We start from the raw sequence: 17,941 nt of genomic DNA on the forward strand, positions 1-17,941 counted from the left end.
ATTTTGGCGGAGGTTTTTTGGAAGACGCGGGATTGCATTGACAAGTATGACTTTTATGATAGAATAAGAAAAGCGTTATATCTATTTGAGAATAACGGTTGAAGGAGGCGGACGATGGATAACCTGCAATATTCCCTGAAGGTGCGCCTCAAACGGGACGGGGTATTCTACGGGCCGGGCGTTTCCGAACTGCTCCTGCGGGTGGACCGCACCGGTTCGCTCCAGACGGCTGCCGGCGAGATGGGGATGTCCTATTCAAAGGCATGGAAGATTGTGCGCACAGCGGAACAGGAGCTCGGTTTCATGCTGCTGGAGCGGCATGTGGGCGGCGCTGGCGGCGGTTTTTCAAGGTTGACCGAACAGGGCCGGAGCTTTGTGGAACGATATGAGGCGTTCCAGAAGGCGGTCTATTTAAACGCCGACCGGCTGTTTGCGGAGTATTTCGGCGGTACATTCTGCGCACCGCAAAATAATGGTGAGATGGAAGGCGAAAGGCATGAAGAAGATTAGAACGGAGGATGCGGTCGGGCATGTGATCTGCCATGACATGACCCAGATTATCCGCGGCGTGACCAAGGACGCGCGTTTTCGCAAGGGACATATTGTAGCGGCGGAGGATATTCCGGTGCTGCTCTCGATGGGAAAGGACTACCTCTACGTCTGGGAGAAACAGGAGGGCATGCTGCACGAGGACGAAGGCGCAAGGATCCTTTGCGATCTTTGCAAAAATGAGCATATGGAGGAGAGCGGCATCAAGGAGGGGAAGATCGAGCTTTCCGCTGCCAGCGACGGGCTGTTCGCATTCGACGCGGCGCGGCTGGAAAAGCTCAATGCCCTCGGCGAGCTGATGATCGCGGCCCGCTCGAACCATCTGCCGGTTAAAAAAGGCGACAAACTCGCGGGGATGCGGGTGATCCCGCTCGTGATCGCAAAGGAGAAGCTCGACGCCGCGAAAGCCATTGCCGGCACTGAACCTGTCATGCGGATTCTGCCCTACAAGCAGAAAAAGTGCGGTATTGTCACCACCGGAAACGAGGTGTTCCATGGCCGCATCAAAGATACCTTCAGCCCGGTCGTCGCGGAAAAGCTGGGGGAATACGGCGGGCAGGGTATGGGTGTCACCTCCTGCGGAGACGACCCGAAAAATATCACTGCCGCAATCAAAGCGTTCCTTGCGGACGGCGCGGAACTGGTGGTCTGTACCGGCGGCATGAGCGTCGACCCGGACGACCGCACCCCGGCCGCCATCCGCGATACTGGTGCGCGGATCATAAGCTACGGCGCGCCGGTCCTGCCGGGCGCGATGTTCCTGCTTTCGTATCTCGGCGGCGTGCCCATTATGGGGCTGCCTGGCTGTGTGATGTATGCCAAACGCACCATTTTTGACCTGGTTCTGCCGCGCGTCATGGCGGACGACCCGGTCACGGCGCAAGATCTTGCAAAACTTGGAAACGGCGGGCTCTGTCTGGGCTGCGAGCCCTGCCGCTATCCAAACTGCGGGTTTGGAAAGGGTGGTGTGTGATGGACGGGCTTACCCATATCGATGAAAACGGCAATGCCGTGATGGTGGATGTGAGCGAAAAGGAAGTGACCGAGCGGGCCGCGGTCGCGGAGGGGACGATCCGGATGAACCGGGAGGCTTATACGGCGATCGTAACCCGGACAGCGAAAAAAGGGGACGTGCTCAGCGTGGCGCAGGTGGCGGGCATCATGGCCGCGAAGCGCACCTGGGAGCTGATCCCGCTTTGTCACCCGCTCGCGTTGAACAAATGCGAAATCACCTTTGTGGTCGACCCGCAGCGGATGGCAGTTACCGCGGCCTGTACGGTCAGGGTGAGCGGAAGGACCGGCGTGGAGATGGAAGCGCTCACCGGCGTTTCGGTGGCGCTGCTGACAATTTACGATATGTGCAAAGCGGTCGACCGCTGCATGGAGATCGGGGAAATCCGCCTGCTCCAGAAAAGCGGGGGGAAGTCGGGGAAATTTACCCGGCCAGTCTAATAGAAAAGGAGGCGGCGCGGATGAGGGACAACTGCGGACGCGAAATCGATTATCTTCGGGTGTCAGTCACCGACCGATGCAATTTGCGCTGTGTTTACTGCATGCCGGAGGAAGGGGTTGAGCCGGTCTCCCATCGGGAGATCCTCTCATTCGAAGAAATTCTGCGGGTCTGCCGCGCAGCGGCAAAGCTTGGCGTGCGCCGCATCCGCCTGACAGGCGGGGAGCCGCTTGTCAGGCGCGGTATTGTGGATTTGGTGCGCCGGGTGAAGGAGATCGACGGGATCGAACAGGTGAGCGTCACGACGAATGGGCTTCTCTTCTGCGATATGGCGCAGGATCTGGCGGCTGCGGGACTCGGCGGGGTGAATGTGAGCCTCGATACGCTCGATCCGGCCGTTTTTTGCCGGATCACCCGGCGGGACAGTTTTGGCAAGGCGCTGGAGGCGGTTAGAACAGCACTGGAGCTGGGGCTTTTGGTGAAGGTGAACTGTGTGGCAGCGGAGGAATTCGGGATGCAGCATCCGCTTTCGGTGGCGGGGCTGGCAAAGGATCATCCAGTGGACGTTCGGTTCATTGAGATGATGCCGATCGGCCTGGGCAACGGCTTTACGCCAATTCCCGGCGGGCGGATCAGGACAGCGCTCGAACGGCTGTATGGCCCGATGACGGCGTGTGCCGGAAATGGCGGAGGGCCGGCTTCCTACGGGATGCTGCCAGGATTTTGCGGGCGGGTCGGCTTCATCAACGCGCTGAGCGACCGGTTCTGCGACAGCTGCAACCGGGTGCGGCTGACGGCGGAGGGCTTTTTAAAGCTCTGCCTGCATTACGATGTTGGGATTGACCTGCGAGGGCCGCTGCGCGATGGGATTTCCGACGAAGCGCTTGCTGCGCTCATGCGGGAAGCGATTCTGCAAAAACCTGTGGGACATCAATTCGGCGCGCGGGGGACCGCGCATGTGGAACAGCACCGAATGGTGCAGATTGGAGGATGAACGGATGCGTGGAAAAGTGATCGCGGTCTGCATCAGTGAGAAACGCGGCACTCAGAAGAAAAATGTGGGGAGCGCTGTGTTCCGGGAGAGTTGGGGAATCGAAAACGATGCGCACGCGGGAGATTGGCACCGTCAGGTGAGTCTGCTTTCGTACGATAAGATCGAGGCGTTTCGCGCGCGCGGCGCCGAGGTGGACGACGGCGCGTTTGGGGAGAATCTCGTGGTGGAGGGGATCGATTTCCGCTCGCTGCCGGTCGGGACGATTCTCGACTGCAACGGCGTGGTGCTGGAGATGACCCAGATCGGCAAGGAATGCCACAGCCACTGCCAGATCTATCAGAAGATGGGCGAATGTATCATGCCGACCGAGGGCGTTTTCGCGCGGGTGCTGCGTGGCGGGACGATCTCGGCGGGGGATTTGATGGAGGTGCGCGATGTTTAAAGCGGCGATCATCACAGCAAGCGATAAGGGCGCCGCTGGGCTGCGGGAGGACAAAAGCGGCGCCGTTGTGCGGGAGATCTGCGAACAGTACGGCTACGAGGTCATTTTTTATAAAATCCTGCCGGACGAACGGGATGTGATTGCGGACGAGCTGCGCCGGCTGTGCGACGAAGGGGTTGCCGAACTGGTGTTCACCACCGGCGGGACCGGATTTTCCCCGCGCGACTGCACGCCGGAGGCGACACTCGATGTGGCTGAAAGGCTCGCGCCCGGCATCTCCGAGGCCATGCGTTATTCGAGCTTAAACATAACGAAACGGGCGATGCTTTCGCGCGGCGTGTCGGTTCTGCGAAAGGGGACGCTCATCGTGAACCTGCCCGGCAGTCCCAAAGCCGTGCGGGAAAACCTGACGTTTGTCATGCCTGAACTTGCCCATGGGCTTGCGGTGCTCACAGGCAAGGCGCAGGAATGCGCCGCGCCTGAGACAAAATGATATAAAGGAGAAAAGAAATATGAAAAAACTGTTTTGTATGATCCTTGCGGCGGCAATGGTGCTGGCCGCAGGATGTTCCTCCGGCTCCGAGCCCGCTTCCTCCGCGGCGCCGGCCTCCGGACCGGCCCTCGAGCCAGCGTCTTCTGAAGAAGCTTCGGAAGCGGCGGCAGGCGAGCCGGTTGAACTGATGGTTTCGGCGGCGGCGAGCCTGACCGACTGCCTCACCGAGATGAAAGCGCTTTACGAAGCGGAAAACGAAGGTGTGACCCTGACCTTCAACTTCGGCGCGTCCGGCGCTTTGCAGCAGCAGATCGAACAGGGCGCACCGGCCGATGTGTTTTTCTCGGCGGGCAAAAAGCAGATGACCGCGCTTTCCGAAGCGGGGCTTATGAACGACGCAACGGTGAAGGATATCCTCGAAAACAAAGTCGTATTGATTGTCCCGGCGGGCGGAGAGAAGATTGAATCGTTTGAAGCTTTGGCTGATACCTCCATCACCCAGATTGGCGTGGGTGAACCTTCGAGCGTCCCGGTCGGCCAGTATACCGAGGAGGCGTTTGCGAATCTCGGCCTCACCGACAAGCTGAAAGACAAACTTGTCTTTGCCAAGGATGTGCGCGAAGTGCTCTCCTGGGTCGAAACCCAGAACGTACAGGCCGGGATTGTGTATGAGACCGACGCGAAGATCAGCGACAAGGTGGAAATCTGCTGTGCCGCGCCGGAGGGTTCCCATAAGAAGGTCATCTATCCGGTCGGCGTGACCAGGGACAGCACCGCTCCCGATGCCGCGAAGGCGTTCGTCGATTATCTTTTCGGAGACGAAGCGAAGGATCTGTTTGTCAAATACGGCTTCTCCCCGGTATCGTAAAATTATTTGAGGAGGTGCGGGGATGGGCTCGTTCGACCTGGCGCCGCTTTGGATTTCGCTGCGCACTTCTGTGCTTGCGGCGGTGCTCGTATTTTTTTTCGGGGTGCTGTTTGCCCGGCTGTTCCTTTATGCGAACGGCCCGGTCAAGTGGCTGACCGACGTACTGTTCACCCTGCCGCTCGTGCTTCCGCCGACGGTGGTCGGTTTCTTCCTGCTGGTGGTATTCGGACGTAACAGCCCGATCGGCAGGTTCCTCGGCGGGCTCGACATTTCGCTTGTCTTTTCCTGGCAGGCCACAGTGCTTGCGGCGGTGGTGGTTTCCTTCCCGCTGATGTACCGGGCAGCCAAAGGGGCGCTCGAGCAGGTGCCGGTGGATCTGGTTTGGGCGGCGCGTACGCTTGGGATGCCGGAAAGCCGGATTTTCCTGCGGGTGATGGTCCCGCAGGCATGGCCGGGGATCGCGGCGGGCGCGGCGCTTTCGTTCGCGCGCGCGCTCGGGGAGTTCGGCGCGACGATGATGATCGCGGGCAATATCCCCGGACGCACCCAGACAATGCCGGTGGCGATCTATTTTGCCACGGCGGGCGGGCATATGGACGCCGCCGCAATCTGGGTGGCGATCATCACGGTGGTGTCCTGCATCGTGCTCGGCCTGATGAATTACTATAATGGCAGGCAGACGGTAAAGAATGCCGCGGGAGGCGGGATATGAGCCTTTTTGCGGAAATTTATAAGCAACTCGGCAGTTTCACACTGGATATAAAGCTCGAAGCGGAAAACGAGGTGCTGGGGCTGCTCGGCGCGTCGGGCTGCGGCAAAAGCATGACCCTGCGCTGTATCGCGGGAATTGTGAAACCGGATCATGGGCGGATCGTTTTAAACGGGCGGGTGCTGTTTGATTCGGAAGAACGGATAAACCTTTCCCCACAGCAGCGCGGGGTGGGGCTCATGTTCCAGAGCTACGCGCTGTTTCCGAACATGACCGTTGCGCAGAATATCGCGGCTGGTGTGAAGGACAAGGAGAAACAGCCGGAGCTGGTGCACAAATTCTGTTCGCTTCTGCAGCTAGACGGGATGGAAAACCGCCTGCCGCATCAGCTTTCGGGCGGACAGCAGCAGCGGGTTGCGCTTGCGCGGATGATGGCGAGCGAGCCGGGCCTATTGATGCTCGACGAACCGTTCTCGGCACTTGACGGGCAGCTGCGGCATACGATCGAGCCGGAGTTCGCTGCCGCGCTCGATGCCTTTGAAGGCGCCGTTCTCTATGTTTCTCACAGTATCAGTGAAATCTATCGCTACTGCGGCCGCACCGCGGTCATGACGGACGGACGGGTCGTGGAATGCGCGCCCACGGGACAGCTGTTCGCACAGCCATCTTTTGTGGAGACTGCCCGGCTGCTCTGCTGCAAGAATATTTCGCCGCTCACTGAAATCGCGGGGGAGTACGCGACCGCTTCTGCCTGGAATATGCGTCTGCGGTTCGCGCGTCCGCTTGATGGGTGCTGTCAGGCTGGAATTCATGACGACGATCTTTATTTCTGCGATAAAGCGGGGGAAAACTGTTTTGCGGCTGTGGTTGAGCAGGTCTATGACCGGCCGCGCAAAGCGGTAGTGCAGGTGCGCCTGCCGGGCGCGCGGGAACCGCTGCGGGTTTCCTGCGGGCGGGAAACCGCTGGGCGGGTTTCCAAAATGGGCACGGTGTATGTCTGTTTTCCGATGGAAAAGCTGCTGCCGCTGCGCGAAAAAGAAAGATGAAAAAAGGGCGGATTCCTGTGGGGAATCCGCCCTTTTTCTAAAACTAGAATTTTGCAAGAAAAATGTAATAAAAAACTATTATTATTGATAAAAAGATGTTATAATATGGGTAACCAAATTCTTCACAGGAGGTTATCAACATGAATAAAATCATCACTGCACAAAACGCACCGGCGGCTGTCGGCCCTTATTCCCATGCGGTTCTCGCGGGAAATACCGTCTACACTTCCGGCCAGCTCGGCGCGGACCCAAAGACCGGCGAGCTTGGCAGCGGAGTGGAAGAACAGGCGAAGCTGGCTTTTCAGAACCTGATTGCGGTGCTTGCTGAGGCTGGGATGTCCCTTTCCGATGTGACAAAAACCACTGTTTTCCTCGCGGACATGGGAGACTTTGCCGCGGTCAACAAGATCTATGCGGATTTCTTTGGCGGTCATGCGCCGGCACGTTCCTGCGTACAGGTTGCCGCGCTGCCGAAAGGCGCCTTGTTTGAAATTGAGGCGATAGCAGTCAAATAGCGGCGGAAATTTTTGGCCAATTTGCGTCTGGATTTTATAATTTCTGTGCAGAATAGCCAAAAGTATACCTGATACTTTTTTATCAAAACTGTGATAAAAATCTTGCAACACACCTGCAAATGGTCTATAGTTAAAGTGATCCTAATTAAAATATATTAGGCATCAAAATTTTTTGTAAGGTTGTGTCGCAATGAAAGAGATCGACAGCAAGAAAACAGGTTCGGTATTTGAAATGTCCGGTGTGCCTGCCGCAAAAGAGGTCGTGCCTCTGGGATTGCAGCACGTTGTGGCGGCGATTGTTGGAGTCGTTACTCCGGCGATCATCCTCTCCGGCGTCCTGGGGATCAGCGCCGCGGATAAAACCCTTTTGATCCAGGTTTCCCTGCTGATCACGGCAATCGCCACACTGGTACAGGTGTTTGGGCTGGGACCGGTCGGCGCGCGGCTGCCGGTCGTGATGGGCGTCAGCTTCGCCTATGTACCGACCCTGCTGGCTTTGGGAAATGAATACCATGATATCCGGGTCATCCTTGGCGCGCAGATCATCGGCGGCGCGGTGGCGATTATTTTTGGCATCTTCGTCAAGCAGCTGCGGGTGTTCTTTCCGCCGATGGTGACCGGTACGGTCATCTTCACAATTGGGCTTTCGCTCTATCCGACGGCGGTCAAATACATGGCTGGTGGCGCGGGCAGCGAAACCTTCGGTTCCTGGCAGAACTGGCTGGTAGCGATCATCACGCTGGCCGTGGTCATCTTCTGCAACTACTTCACCAAAGGCGTCACCAAGCTTGCATCGATCCTGATGGGCATCATTGTGGGATATATTGTAGCCCTCTGCATGGGCATGGTGGACTTTACCTCGGTCGGCGCGGCGGGTATCGTCTCGGTGCCGGTGCCGATGCATTTCGGTCTCAAGTTTGTCCCGGCAGCCTGCGTATCGATGGCGGTTATGTACATCGTCAACTCGGTGCAGACGATCGGCGACCTGACTTCGACCACAATCGGCGGCCTCGACCGTGAGCCCACCGACCAGGAGCTGCAGCGCGGCATCATCTGCCAGGGCTCCGCGAGCATCTTCGGTGCCTTCTTCGGCGGCCTGCCGACCGCGTCCTACAGCCAGAATGTCGGCATCGTGACGGTGAACCGTGTGGTCAACCGCGTGGTCTTTGGCTTTGCGGCGATCATTCTGCTGATCGCGGGTTTTGTCCCGAAGTTCTCGGCGCTGCTCACCACCATCCCGCAGTGTGTCATCGGTGGCGCGACCATCTCGGTTTTCGCGCAGATCACCATGACCGGTATCCGGATGATCTCCTCGGTCAAACTCACTCCGCGCAACACCGCCGTGGTTGGCATTTCAGTCGCGCTTGGCGTGGGCGTCACCCAGTCGGCCGGTTCGCTGGCGGGCTTCCCGGGCTGGGTTGGCACCGTATTCGGCGGCTCCTCAGTTGTTATCGCGACTCTGGCCGCCATCCTGCTCAACCTGATCCTGCCGAAAGATCCGGTTGAGGCGATCAAGAAATAAAATTCCCTAAAAGGGGGAGATGCGTTGAACAAATACCTGCGTTCCTATCTGCCGCTGGTGGATTTTCTGGCGGACTGTCTGGGAGACAGCACCGAAGTGGTGCTGCATGATCTGACAGACTGGCATCAGAGCGTGGTGGCGATTCGCAATGGGCATATCAGCGGACGGGTGGTTGGCTCACCGATCACCGACCTGAGCCTGAATGTTCTGAAAACAGCCTCTTTTGAGAAGCTGCCGTACATGGCGAATTACCAGGGCGTTGCAAAAAATGGGCATCAGTTAAAATCCTCGACTTATTTTATCAAGGATGAGGATGGCCAGATGGTCGGGATGCTCTGCATCAACAGCGATTACCACGCATTGAGCGAAGCTTATGAAAAACTGGGATCGGTGATCACAGCCTTGGGTTTACAGGGAAATACCGGGATCAAAGAGAACTTCAACATGAATGTTGGCGATCTGGTACAGGCGAACATCAAGCGGATTTGTCCGAATATTGAGGAGCAGGTCGGCAGGATGAGCCAGAAGGATAAGCTGGAGATTGTGGAAGGGCTCAACGATATGGGTACATTCCTGGTGAAAGGCGCGATTGGCTGTGTTGCTGAAAATCTGGGCGTATCGGTACCAACCATCTACCGCTATTTAAATATGATCAAGAAGTGAAAAATACCCGGGAGGCGGCTCCCGGGTATTTTTCTCCTTCGCACGGTATGGTTTCGCGCGTTTCACCGTGCGCCGCTTCTGCGCGTTTCGCCGCGCGCCACGAGTCCATTTCTTGCTTGTCCAAGAAATGGACGAAAGAAGGACACGCGGGGAGACCCCGCGGCCCCCTTGCGCGCGATTTTGCTGCCTGCGGCAGAGATCACGCGCAATCTGCTTAGACAAAACGTGGCGTTCCGCGTTTGGCAGCCTGCTCGCCTGGCGGCGAAGCGCGCTTATGCGCGACGGCTGCTCACGGGGGCTTTTCGCCCCCGTGTCCCCCGGTAAAGTGTCGTCTGCGACGACCCGCCGCCTTTGGCGGCGGATTCGGGATAAGGAACGCGGGACGGGTTTTCGCAACCTTGCGAAAACCGGCTGCGCCGAAAGCGGACAAATGGATTGTAATGCGCTTCGCGCATCGCGAAAAGTTTTCGCCAAGTTTCCCAATCAAAAGTTTTGGTCAAGCTTTTTCAAAAGCTTGCGGGGGTCGCGGGGGCGGCGCCCCCGTGACTTGCGCCGCAGCGCCCCTTCAGGCGTTTTTTCGGTTCCTTTTTCAAGAAAAAAGGAACGCCCGGGAGAAACTCCCGGGCATTATTTTTTATCGTCATTTTCTTCGAGGCATTGCTCAATCATACTGATGACAACATTATTGAAGCTTGTGTCATACTGTTGGGCGATCGCGGTAACTCTATCGATCAGCTTCTGTGAGATGTATAACGTTTTATAGGAGGCTTTTTCTTTTTGTTTTGTCTTTTTAGGGACGAATGACATTAATACCCCTCCTAACAATTCTATTTTAAGATAAAATTGAATGTTAAAATACAACAGAATTTTCTGTTGTATAATTGGAGGATATCTGTTACAATAATCAAAAAGGAGGGACATTTATGAAGGATAAACAAACTGTGATCACTGACCTTTTCAACCTTGAGATGGAGCGCAACGATGTGAATGAATCGACCGAAATCGACGAGCTGCATGCCAAACGCCAAAAACTTGAATGTGACCTTCTCTTTGCCCTGGACACGGACGAAAACCGCGGGCGGTTGGAACAACTGCTTGAATGCCTCGACGAGATCAACCACCTGCGCAACGAATACTATTTCAAACGCGGCTATGAGCTCACGACAAAATTTATCTTTCAGGGCCTGCTTTGAAGCAAAATAAAGGGCGGACGCGCATACGCGCATCCGCCCTTTATCTATTTCTCATTTTGCGTCGATGTAGCTATAAAGCGTATACTTTGAAATGCCGAAGTATTTGGAAACCTTGTCGCCGCTCTTGGTGATGAGGAACGCCCCGGTGTTGTTGAGGAACTGGATCGCTTTGATCTTGTCATCCTTGTTCATCAGCGCGACCGGCTTGCCGACGTTGCGCACACTCTGTTCAATCAGCTCGTCGAGCAGGTCGTTGACATTTTGGGTAATCCGTTCCGGTTCTTTTTCCGGCTGATCGGTGCTGATGAGCGGTTTGAGCGCGTTTTCCACCATGAGCAGGCTGGTGATGTCATAATTGATCGCAAAAATTCCCACCGCGTCGCCGTTTTCGTCGCGGATATAGATGGTGCTCGATTTGAGGATTTTTCCGTCGTGCGTTTTGGTCAGATAATTGAGGTGGTCTTTCAAATTGCTGCGGTCGCCATGAAGCGCTTCCAGAACGACGTGAGAAGGCCCGTCGCCAAGCTTGCGGGAGGTCACATGGCCATTTTCAATCGCGACGATCGAACTGTCCGGATTGTTGGAGGTCAGGTCATGCACGACCACTTCGCAGTCATTTCCGAATTGCTGTGCGATCCCTTTGGCAAGCTGTTTCAAAAAATCCAGCGTCATAGCGTCAAACATAGATTGATTCTCCTTCGGAATAGAATATTCTATTCTTCATCATACCACAATCGACGGATTTTGCAACAAAAAATGTTGCACCTAAAAAATATTTTTTAGAAAATGTGCAGGAACTATTGCATTTTAAGCCTGTTCATGTTAAACTAAAGTCAATAGAATAAAGGCAAAATTCTATGAAAATTGAATTGTTTTCAGGCTGCAACGGAGTGCTGCGCGCACGGGCTGGATGTTCACCATTTGAACCCGGCTGATTCGCATCCGCCCCCTCCAGCCGGACAGGGTGTTCATCCAAAGATAGGATGGACGCCTTTTTTAATGGTTTTGAAAGTATGAACCCGAATGAAGGAGGAAAAAGTCATGTTACTGGTAGGAAACGGAAGGCTGCTCACCCGCGGGAAACACAACCGCCTGATCGAAAACGGATGTGTCGCAGCCGACGGGGATACGATCGTTGCAGTCGGAACAACCGCTGAACTGAAGGAAAAATATCCCGGCGCGGATTTCATCGACGCACATGGCGGCATGATCATGCCCGGGCTTATCAACGCCCACAATCACATCTACAGCGCCTTCTCGCGCGGTATCGCAATCAACGGTTACAACCCGCAGAATTTTCTTGACATCCTCGACGGCATGTGGTGGACGATCGACCGCAACCTGCTGCTTGAAGATACCCGCATGAGCGCGATGGCCACCTATCTCGACTGCATCAAATGCGGCGTGACCACTGTTTTTGACCATCATGCGAGTTTCGGCGAGATCCCCGGCAGCCTCTTTGCGATCGCGGACGCGGCCCGCGCGCTCGGCGTGCGCACCTGCCTGTGCTATGAGGTCTCCGACCGGGATGGGGAGGAGAAGATGCGCCAGGCGGTCAAAGAGAACGCGGACTTCATCAAATTCTGCGCGGAAGAAAATTCCGACATGGTCAAGGGCATGATGGGCATGCACGCTTCCTTCACCCTCTCGGACGCGACCCTCGCGCACTGCCGCGAAAATACGCCGGAAGGCGTGGGCTTCCACATCCATGTGGCGGAGGGCATGACCGATGTCTACGATTCTCTCAAAAAATATGGCAAACGGGTGATCAACCGGCTCTACGACAATGATATCCTCGGGGAAAAGACCATCGCTGGCCACTGCATTCATGTCAACGGGATCGAGATGGACATTCTCAAACAGACGGATACCATGGTGGTACATAACCCGGAATCGAATATGGGAAACGCGGTCGGCTGCCCGCCGACCATCGAGCTGATGCGCCGGGGCATCCTCTGTGGGCTCGGCACCGACGGCTACACGAACGACATGTACGAGTCGATGAAGGCCGCCAACTGCCTGCATAAACACAATCTCTGCGACCCGACCGTCGCATGGGCGGAAGTGCCGCAGATGCTGTTCGAAAACAACGCCGCCATCGGCGCGCGTTCTTTCCAAAAGCCGCTGGGCGAACTTTCGGAAGGAGCGGCGGCAGACATCATCGTGAGCGACTATATCCCGCTCACCCCGATGAGCGCGGACAATGCGAACGGTCACACCCTGTTCGGCATGAGCGGCCGACAGACGGTGACCACCATCATCGATGGAAAGGTCCGGATGAAGGACCGGGAACTCATTGGCATCGATGAACAGGCGGTCCTCGCGCATGCACGGGAACAGGCCGCTGGCATGTGGAAACGGATCAACGCGAGCAAATAAAAGAGAAGCGCAAGGAGGATATGATCATGAGCGATAAGATGAGACCGATCGCATTTGATAAATTGATGAACTGGGCACTGAATGAATATGCGCAGCAGAAATCGATCTTCGGCGTGGCGAAGGTTTTCCGGCACAAACCGGATGACAAAAAGCTGCCGATCTTCAAAGAGCGGCTCGAAGCGCCGTTTGGACCGGCGGCTGGCCCGCACACCCAGCTCGCGCAGAACATCATCGCCGCTTATGCGGCGGGAAGCCGCTTTTTCGAGCTCAAGACGGTGCAGAAGATGGATGGCGAGGAGCTTTCCGCCTGTGTGGCGAAACCCTGTATTACCGCCGCGGATGAATGCTACAACTGCGAATGGTCGACCGAACTGACCGTCCCGCAGGCGTTCGACGAATATGTCAAGGCGTGGTTTGCCTGCAAGCTGTTGGCAAAGGAACTGGATTTGGGAGATCCGGATGGTTTTGTATTCAATATGTCGGTCGGCTACGACCTGGAGGGGATCAAAACTCCAAAAATTGATGCATACATCGAAGGAATGAAGGACGCAGGAAACACCGAAGTGTTCCAGGCATGCAAAAAGTGGGCGCTTGCGAATGTGTGCCGTTTTGCCAAGGTGGACGCGGCCTATATCGAGGCGGTCAGCCCGCGCGTGAGCGATTCGATCACTCTATCGACCCTGCACGGCTGCCCGCCGCAGGAGATCGAGCGGATCGCGACCTACCTCATCACCGAGAAGAACCTCAACACCTACATCAAATGCAACCCGACCCTTTTGGGCTACGAATTCGCCCGCAAAACGCTGGATGACCTTGGCTTCGATTATATCGTGTTTGACGACCACCACTTTAAGGAGGATCTGCAGTTCTCCGACGCGGTGCCGATGTTCCACCGTCTCACCGCACTCACGCAGGCGCGCGGACTCGAATTCGGCGTAAAGCTCACCAACACCTTTCCGGTCGAGGTATCCGCCGGCGAGCTGCCGAGCGAGGAGATGTACATGTCCGGCCGGTCGCTTTATCCACTGACCATCTCGCTCGCGAAAAAGATCGCCAAGGAATTTGACGGCAAGCTGCGCATCTCGTATTCCGGCGGCGCGGATCTGCATAACATTGAAAAGCTCTTCGCCTGCGGCATCTGGCCGATCACCCTGGCCACTACGCTTTTAAAGCCGGGCGGCTACGAACGGATTTATCAGATGGCCGAAGCGCTCCTCAACTGCGGCGACCAGCCATTTAGCGGGGTGAATGTCGCGGCGGTCAGCGATTTTGCCGAGGATGCGCTCGGGGATCCCTACTACCGCAAGCCGATCAAGCCCCTGCCGTCCCGCAAAATGGCGAGGAAGGTGCCGCTTGTCGACTGCTTCGAAGCTCCCTGCCGTGACGGCTGCCCGATCAGCCAGGACATTCCGGCCTATCTGCGGCTGGCGGGTGAGGGAAACTACCTGGAGGCGCTTAGAGTCATCACCGAGCGCAATCCGCTGCCATTCATCACCGGCACCATCTGCCCGCATCACTGCGCGGACAAATGCACCCGCAATTTCTATGAGGAGAGCGTGCGCATCCGCGATGTGAAGCTCGAAGCGGCAAAAGCGGCCTACGCAGACCTCATGAAAGAACTCAAAAAGCCCGTGCCCGCGTCGGACGCGAAGGTTGCGGTTGTGGGCGGCGGGCCCGCCGGCCTTGCCGCGGGTTATTTCCTGGCGAAAGCGGGGGTGGCGGCCACCGTGTTTGAAAAACGGGGCCAGCTTGGCGGTATCGTGCGCCATGTGATTCCGGCGTTTCGGGTTTCCACTGCGGCGATCGAGAATGACATTGCGCTGGTGAAGGCGCTGGGCGTGCGGTTTGAAACCGGTGTGGAAATCAGCTCCGCGAAAGAACTGTTCGACCAGGGATTTACCCATGTGATCTTTGCAAACGGTGCCTGGAAGCCCGGCGTGCTGAAGCTCGAATACGGCGAGGCGATGAATGTCATCGCGTTCCTTGAGCAGTGCAAGAGCGATATAGACAATGTGAACCTCGGCGAAAACGTTGTTGTCATCGGCGGCGGAAACACCGCCATGGACGCTGCCCGCGCCGCAAAACGCGCGCCGGGTGTCAAAAATGTGCGGCTGGTCTACCGCCGCAACAAGCGGTATATGCCCGCCGATGAGGAAGAGCTGGCTTTGGCCATTGCGGATGGCGTGCAGTTCTGCGACCTGCTTGCGCCGGTCGGCGTCAAAGACGGCGTTCTCACCTGCCATCGTATGAAACTTGGCGAACCGGATGAATCCGGCCGCCGCCGCCCGGTCGATACCGGTGAAGTGATCACCGTTCCCGCGGATACCGTCATCGCCGCGGTTGGCGAGAAGGTGGACAGCGCGTTCTATGGACAAAACGGCATTGCGCTCACCGAACGCGGCTATGCGAGGGTGAACGAAAACCTTGAGACGAGCGTTCCGGGCGTCTATATTGTCGGCGACGCAAACCGCGGCCCGGCCACGGTGGTCGAGGCGATCGCGGATGCGGCGAAAGCGGCCAAAGCGATCTGCGGCGCGGATTGCGACGCTTATGCCGCATGCAATGTAAGCCCGGATTACACGCATGCGCTGGCAAAGAAGGGAAAACTCTGCGGGGAGTGCGCTTCCTGCAAGGAAAGCGACCGCTGCCTCGAGTGCGCGACCGTGTGCGAATGCTGCGCCGACGTCTGCCCGAACCGCGCCAATATCACGGTCGCGGTGCCCGGCAAACGCATGCGCCAGATCATCCATGTAGACGGCATGTGCAATGAATGCGGCAACTGCGCGACCTTCTGCCCGTACGACAGCGCGCCGTATAAGGACAAATTTACCCTGTTCTGGAGCGAGGAAGACTTTGCGGACAGCGAAAACGAAGGCTTCCTGCTGCTCGACGGCGAGAAGCAGACCTACCGTGTCCGGCTTGACGGACAGGTGGAATGCGTGAGTCTGGGAGATCCGGAATGTACCGTTCCAGAGGATATCTGCCGTCTGATTTCGGCTGCCTGGGGCCAGCGTCAATATCTGTTCTGATCTGCTATCGTTTCAGGGACGGGGACTTTCCCCCGTCCCTTGAAGCCGTTTTAAAGGAGAGATGTTTTATGGATCTGATCATTCGGGGCGGCACAGTTGTGACGCCGCGGGAGAGTTATGAAGCTGACGTGCGGATCACAGAGGGGAGGATCTCCGCTGTCGGGCGGGATCTGGCGGCAAAGGGATGTGAAACTTACGATGCCTCCGGCTGCAAACTGTTCCCGGGCTTTATCGACGCGCACACCCATCTCGATATGGATACCGGCGCGGCGCTCACCGCGGACGATTTTGTGAGCGGCACGCGTGCCGCCGCCGCGGGTGGAACGACGATGCTGCTTGACTTTGCAACGCAGGACCGCGGCGGGACGCTCTGCGGCGCATTGGACGTCTGGCATGGCAAGGCCGACGGAAAATCCTCCTGCGACTATGGCTTCCATATGGCAATCACCGACTGGAATGAAATGGTTTCGCGGGAGCTTGACGAGATGGCGCGGCAGGGCGTGACCTCGTTCAAGTGCTACCTTGCCTATGATAATCTGCGGATCAGCGACGGCCAGCTTTATGAGATCCTGAAGCGGGTTGGCCAGCTGCATGGCATCGTGGGCGTTCACTGCGAGAACGGCGATCTGGTCAACGAAATGATCGCTGAAAACCGCCGCGCGGGCAACCTCTCAACGGAATACCACCCGCTGTCCCGTCCGGATTTTGTCGAAGCTGAAGCGATTGCGCGCTACTGCTATATTGCGAAAGCAGCGGGCGTGCCGGTCAACATCGTGCATTTGAGCACCCGGATGGGGCTCGAAGAGGCGCTGCGGGCCCGCGCGCGCGGGCAAAAGGTCTATATCGAGTCCTGCCCGCAATATTTCGCATTTGACGATAACGTTTACAGCTTGCCGGACTTTGCGGGCGCGAAATACGTCTGCTCGCCGCCGGTGCGTAAGCCATATGATCAGCGGGCGCTGTGGGACGCGCTCGCAAAAGGTGAAATCGATACGGTTTCCACCGACCATTGCTCTTTCAACTGGAAAGGGCAGAAGGAACTGGGCCGGGAGGATTTTTCCAAAATTCCCAATGGCCTGCCCGGCATCGAACACCGGCCTGCCGTGATGTACACGCTCGGCGTGGCGGCGGGGCGGATGACCGAAAACCAGATGGCCGCGATGCTCTCTGAAAATACCGCCCGGCTTTTTGGCATGTATCCGCGCAAAGGCGTGATCGCGCCGGGCGCGGATGCGGACATCGTCGTGTGGGACCCCACGTGCTGTTGGACAATCACGGCCGCTGATATGGAGCAGAAGGTCGACTATACCCCGTATGAAGGTATGCGGATGCAGGGAAAAGCAAAGGCGGTCTTTCTGCGTGGACAGCTGGTGGCCGCCGGCGGAAAGGTGCTTATGGAACGCAAAGGCGTCTATGTTCCACGCGGCGAAAGTGAATATTTCTAAAAGGAAAAGCCCCGGCAGCTTTGCTGCCGGGGCTTTTGGCGTTTTTATTTATTGGGGAGGTCGGCGCGGTAGTCAACGTCGCAAAGTTCAAGCGGATCGTTGGCCTCCACGATATCCAGGAGGGCCTTGTGCCGCTTGATGACCGCGCCGCCCGATTGATTCGGCTCCAGGGCGGCAAGCTCCGGAAAGAGGGCGGCGGGAAAAAAGACCGGATTCCCGCGGTTTCCGTTATGCCCCAGCGCGATGATACGCTCCGGCGCGGCGGAAAACGCCCGCACAAGCTTTTCGATGCTTTCGGCGGACAGTGCCGGCTGGTCGCAGACCGAAAACATGCAGCCGTCGGCGCCGGGCACGAGCGCCGCGAGGCCGAGCCGGATCGTTTTGGCGATATCATCTGTCGTGTCGTCGTTTTCCGCGATGGTAAAGCCGTGCTGCGCGGCTGAAACTGCAACATTCGCATAGCGCGTGACGGCCACCACCTGATTGAACAATTCAGACGGGAATCTGGAAAAGATATGGTCGGCCATCGGTTTGCCGTTATAATCAGCGAGCAGCTTGTTGCCGCCAAAACGTTTGGAATGGCCGGAAGCGAGAAAGATGCAGGCAAGCCTGAGCGCCATGGGACACCTCCTGAATACGGTGGG

At 57.0% G+C, this 17,941-nt stretch carries 19 protein-coding genes; 16 read left to right on the forward strand and 3 right to left on the reverse strand.

Annotation, left to right across the window (positions count from 1 at the left end):
- The first annotated feature begins 114 nt into the window (after positions 1-114).
- The 12 genes from BN4275_RS12410 to BN4275_RS12465 all read left to right on the forward strand — a co-directional run bounded on the left by BN4275_RS12410 (position 115) and on the right by BN4275_RS12465 (position 9,251).
- Positions 115-510: a winged helix-turn-helix domain-containing protein gene (locus BN4275_RS12410; RefSeq protein WP_066458779.1), complete on the forward strand. Its 396-nt coding sequence runs from the start codon at positions 115-117 to the stop codon at positions 508-510.
- On the forward strand, positions 497-1,522 hold the full coding sequence (locus BN4275_RS12415) for a molybdopterin-binding protein (RefSeq protein ID WP_066458780.1): 1,026 nt from the start codon (positions 497-499) through the stop codon (positions 1,520-1,522). The genes BN4275_RS12410 and BN4275_RS12415 overlap by 14 nt, the downstream gene beginning before the upstream one ends.
- Complete coding sequence (gene moaC / locus BN4275_RS12420; RefSeq protein WP_066458782.1) at positions 1,522-2,001, forward strand: cyclic pyranopterin monophosphate synthase MoaC; 480 nt, start codon at positions 1,522-1,524, stop codon at positions 1,999-2,001. The genes BN4275_RS12415 and moaC overlap by 1 nt, the downstream gene beginning before the upstream one ends.
- A 20-nt stretch (positions 2,002-2,021) precedes the next feature.
- Positions 2,022-2,993: a GTP 3',8-cyclase MoaA gene (gene moaA / locus BN4275_RS12425; RefSeq protein ID WP_066458783.1), complete on the forward strand. Its 972-nt coding sequence runs from the start codon at positions 2,022-2,024 to the stop codon at positions 2,991-2,993.
- On the forward strand, positions 2,956-3,435 hold the full coding sequence (locus tag BN4275_RS12430; RefSeq protein WP_242863664.1) for an MOSC domain-containing protein: 480 nt from the start codon (positions 2,956-2,958) through the stop codon (positions 3,433-3,435). Before moaA ends, BN4275_RS12430 begins: the two co-directional genes overlap by 38 nt.
- Positions 3,428-3,928, forward strand: coding sequence for a MogA/MoaB family molybdenum cofactor biosynthesis protein (locus BN4275_RS12435; RefSeq protein ID WP_066458786.1), 501 nt, complete (start codon positions 3,428-3,430; stop codon positions 3,926-3,928). The genes BN4275_RS12430 and BN4275_RS12435 overlap by 8 nt, the downstream gene beginning before the upstream one ends.
- 19 nt (positions 3,929-3,947) lie before the next feature.
- A complete protein-coding gene (gene modA, locus BN4275_RS12440; RefSeq protein ID WP_066458788.1) occupies positions 3,948-4,796 on the forward strand; it encodes a molybdate ABC transporter substrate-binding protein in 849 nt (282 codons plus the stop codon).
- Positions 4,797-4,818: 22 nt separating this feature from the next.
- A complete protein-coding gene (modB, locus tag BN4275_RS12445) occupies positions 4,819-5,508 on the forward strand; it encodes a molybdate ABC transporter permease subunit (protein WP_066458789.1) in 690 nt (229 codons plus the stop codon).
- Positions 5,505-6,551, forward strand: coding sequence for a sulfate/molybdate ABC transporter ATP-binding protein (locus tag BN4275_RS12450; RefSeq protein ID WP_066458792.1), 1,047 nt, complete (start codon positions 5,505-5,507; stop codon positions 6,549-6,551). Before modB ends, BN4275_RS12450 begins: the two co-directional genes overlap by 4 nt.
- Before the next feature lie 140 nt (positions 6,552-6,691).
- Positions 6,692-7,066 carry a RidA family protein gene (locus BN4275_RS12455; protein ID WP_066458794.1) on the forward strand — a complete coding sequence of 125 codons (375 nt, stop codon included), beginning with the start codon at positions 6,692-6,694 and terminating at the stop codon, positions 7,064-7,066.
- 190 nt (positions 7,067-7,256) lie between these two features.
- Positions 7,257-8,588: a uracil-xanthine permease family protein gene (locus tag BN4275_RS12460; protein WP_066458796.1), complete on the forward strand. Its 1,332-nt coding sequence runs from the start codon at positions 7,257-7,259 to the stop codon at positions 8,586-8,588.
- 24 nt (positions 8,589-8,612) lie between these two features.
- Entirely contained in the window at positions 8,613-9,251 is a 639-nt protein-coding gene (locus BN4275_RS12465) for a helix-turn-helix transcriptional regulator (RefSeq protein WP_066458798.1), read from the forward strand.
- Between the two features lie 627 nt (positions 9,252-9,878).
- On the opposite strand, the gene BN4275_RS12470 is transcribed toward BN4275_RS12465, so the two are convergent.
- The gene (locus tag BN4275_RS12470; protein WP_066458799.1) at positions 9,879-10,058 is read right to left on the reverse strand and encodes a hypothetical protein; all 180 of its coding nucleotides are present in this window, start codon (positions 10,056-10,058) and stop codon (positions 9,879-9,881) included.
- 116 nt (positions 10,059-10,174) lie between these two features.
- Here BN4275_RS12470 and BN4275_RS12475 point away from each other — a divergent pair, with 116 nt between their 5' ends.
- Positions 10,175-10,444, forward strand: coding sequence for a hypothetical protein (locus BN4275_RS12475; RefSeq protein WP_066458800.1), 270 nt, complete (start codon positions 10,175-10,177; stop codon positions 10,442-10,444).
- 51 nt (positions 10,445-10,495) lie between these two features.
- On the opposite strand, the gene BN4275_RS12480 is transcribed toward BN4275_RS12475, so the two are convergent.
- The gene (locus BN4275_RS12480; protein WP_066458801.1) at positions 10,496-11,128 is read right to left on the reverse strand and encodes a helix-turn-helix transcriptional regulator; all 633 of its coding nucleotides are present in this window, start codon (positions 11,126-11,128) and stop codon (positions 10,496-10,498) included.
- A 357-nt stretch (positions 11,129-11,485) separates the two neighbouring features.
- On the opposite strand from BN4275_RS12480, the gene ssnA reads away from it, so the two are divergent.
- The 3 genes from ssnA (at position 11,486) to hydA (ending at position 17,297) form a co-directional block, all read left to right on the forward strand.
- Positions 11,486-12,823 (forward strand): putative aminohydrolase SsnA, encoded by a 1,338-nt coding sequence (gene ssnA, locus BN4275_RS12485; protein ID WP_066458803.1) that lies wholly within the window; start codon positions 11,486-11,488, stop codon positions 12,821-12,823.
- A gap of 26 nt (positions 12,824-12,849) precedes the next feature.
- A complete protein-coding gene (gene ygfK, locus BN4275_RS12490) occupies positions 12,850-15,852 on the forward strand; it encodes a putative selenate reductase subunit YgfK (protein ID WP_066458805.1) in 3,003 nt (1,000 codons plus the stop codon).
- A gap of 68 nt (positions 15,853-15,920) precedes the next feature.
- Positions 15,921-17,297: a dihydropyrimidinase gene (gene hydA, locus BN4275_RS12495; protein ID WP_066458807.1), complete on the forward strand. Its 1,377-nt coding sequence runs from the start codon at positions 15,921-15,923 to the stop codon at positions 17,295-17,297.
- 44 nt (positions 17,298-17,341) lie between these two features.
- On the opposite strand, the gene BN4275_RS12500 is transcribed toward hydA, so the two are convergent.
- Positions 17,342-17,917: a nucleotidyltransferase family protein gene (locus BN4275_RS12500; RefSeq protein WP_066458809.1), complete on the reverse strand. Its 576-nt coding sequence runs from the start codon at positions 17,915-17,917 to the stop codon at positions 17,342-17,344.
- Positions 17,918-17,941 lie beyond the last annotated feature (24 nt).

This window comes from Anaerotruncus rubiinfantis, assembly GCF_900078395.1.
GTDB classification, from domain to species: domain Bacteria; phylum Bacillota; class Clostridia; order Oscillospirales; family Ruminococcaceae; genus Anaerotruncus; species Anaerotruncus rubiinfantis.